The organism is Acidovorax sp. KPB24-07 (genome assembly GCF_057543315.1).
Window position 1 is genome coordinate 1 of the sequence record NZ_BAAJYS010000505.1, and the last position, 2,042, is coordinate 2,042.

Sequence of the window (2,042 nt, forward strand, 5' to 3'; positions counted from 1 at the left end):
CCACGGCACCGATGCCGACCGGCTCGCGCAGCTGCAGGGCGCGCTGCGCTGCGGCACCCAGTGCGGCTCCTGCGTGCCCGAGCTGAAACGCATGGTGCGCGCCACCGGGCCGCTGGCCCCGGCCTCCCCGCAGGCCCCCGCCGCCGCCCTCTCCATATAACCAAAAGTTGGCAGAAGTGGGGGAGAATCCGGTCCCCTTCGATCCGCCAGAAAAACCCCACGCCATGGCCATCAGCCACTATCTCAAGGACCTCGGCCGCGGCGCGCGCGGCGCCCGCGCCATTGGCCGCGAGCAGGCCAACGACCTGTTCGGCCAGGTGCTGGACGGCCAGGTCACCGACCTGGAGATCGGCGCCTTCTGCATCGCCATGCGCATCAAGGGCGAGACCGCCGAGGAGATGTGCGGCTTTCTCGACGCCACCCACGCCCGCCTGGCCCGCCTGCCCGCCAGCGACCGGCCCGTGGTCGTGCTGCCCAGCTACAACGGCGCGCGCAAGCTGCCCGTGCTCACCCCGCTGCTGGCGCTGCTGCTGGCGCGCGAGGGCCTGCCCGTGCTGCTGCACGGCATGCGCACCGAGGCGCGGCGCATTCTGGCATCGGATGTGCTCGACGCCCTAGGAATATCTGCCCTGAATGCTCCTGAAAAGATAGCAAACGGCACCGTGGCCCACATTCACACCGAAGCCCTGCACCCGGGCTTGGCCCGCCTGCTGGCCGCGCGCGAAGTGGTCGGCCTGCGCAACCCGGGCCACAGCGTCGTCAAGCTGATGAACCCCTGCGCCGGGCCGTCGCTGGTCGTCACTGCCTACACCCACCCCGAGTACCAGGACATGCTGCACGCCACCTTCAGCACGCTGGGCATGAACGCCCTGCTCTCGCGCGGGTTGGAAGGCGAAGTGGCCGCCGATCCGCGACGAACGCCCCGTTACGACGCCTTCGTCGCCGGCGCGCACCATCTGTGGGAAGAGCAGCAGCCCGGCACGGCCAGCGAGGTGCCCGGCCTGCCCCAGGACATCGACGTGGACACCACCGCCCGCTACACGCGCCAGGTGCTCGACGGCGCGCTGCCGGTGCCCGCGCCGCTGTACCGTCAGGTGGAACACATCTTGCGTCTGGCCGGGCAAATCCCTTTGGAGACAAACCCATGAATCGCCCATCCACCCCCGCCTTCGAAGGCGTTCCCCCCGGCCGCTGCACGCTGGTCGGCGCCGGCCCGGGCGATCCGGAACTGCTCACCATCAAGGCCCTCAAGGCCATCCAGGCCGCCACCGTGCTGCTGGTGGACGACCTGGTCAGCGACGAGATCGTGGCCATGGCCCCGCCCGGCGCGCGCATCGTCCATGTGGGCAAGCGCGGCGGCTGCAAGAGCACGCCCCAGGCCTTCATCGAAAAGCTCATGGTCATGGCCGTGAACGAGGGTGAGAACGTCGTGCGCCTGAAGGGCGGCGACCCGTTCATCTTCGGGCGCGGCGGCGAAGAGGTCGAGCACCTGCGCGCGGCCGGCATCGACGTGCAGGTGGTCAACGGCATCACCGCGGGCCTGGCCGGCATGACGCTGCTGGGCACGCCCCTCACCCACCGCGAGCACGCGCATGGCGTGGTGTTCGTCACCGGCCACGCCAAGCCCGGCGACGCCGGCACCGACTGGCGCCAGCTGGCCGCCACCGCGCGCGATGCACGCCTCACCCTGGTCATCTACATGGGCGTGAGCAGCGCCGCGCACATCCAGCAGGAGCTGCTCACCGGCCTGCCCGCCAGCACCCCCGTGGTCGTCATCCAGCACGTGAGCCTGCCCCAGCAGCGCCACGCGCTCACCACCCTGGGCGAGTTGCACGCCACCATCGAGCGCGAGCAGCTCGCCAGCCCCTCGGTCATCGTCGTGGGCGACGTGGTGAGCGGCGTGGCGGCGGCCGGCGCCCCTCGCGCGGCGCGCCCTGCCACCACCACTCCCGTCTCGCTGCGCAACGCCGTGGGCGGCTGACAGGCCGGCAGCCCCGCGTCCAGCAGGCCAGCGCCGGCCTGCAGCGAACGCTGAACCGAGG

The 2,042-nt window shown here is 71.4% G+C and carries 3 protein-coding genes; all 3 read left to right on the plus strand.

Features of this window, described 5'->3' with window-relative positions; translation table 11 throughout:
* Positions 1-160 (plus strand): (2Fe-2S)-binding protein (locus AC27IQ_RS23170; protein WP_487090952.1); only part of this gene is annotated, 160 nt, incomplete at its 5' end.
* 64 nt (positions 161-224) lie between these two features.
* Complete coding sequence (gene ybiB / locus AC27IQ_RS23175) at positions 225-1,148, plus strand: DNA-binding protein YbiB (protein WP_487090950.1); 924 nt, start codon at positions 225-227, stop codon at positions 1,146-1,148.
* On the plus strand, positions 1,145-1,981 hold the full coding sequence (gene cobA, locus AC27IQ_RS23180) for a uroporphyrinogen-III C-methyltransferase (RefSeq protein ID WP_487090951.1): 837 nt from the start codon (positions 1,145-1,147) through the stop codon (positions 1,979-1,981). Before ybiB ends, cobA begins: the two co-directional genes overlap by 4 nt.
* Positions 1,982-2,042 lie beyond the last annotated feature (61 nt).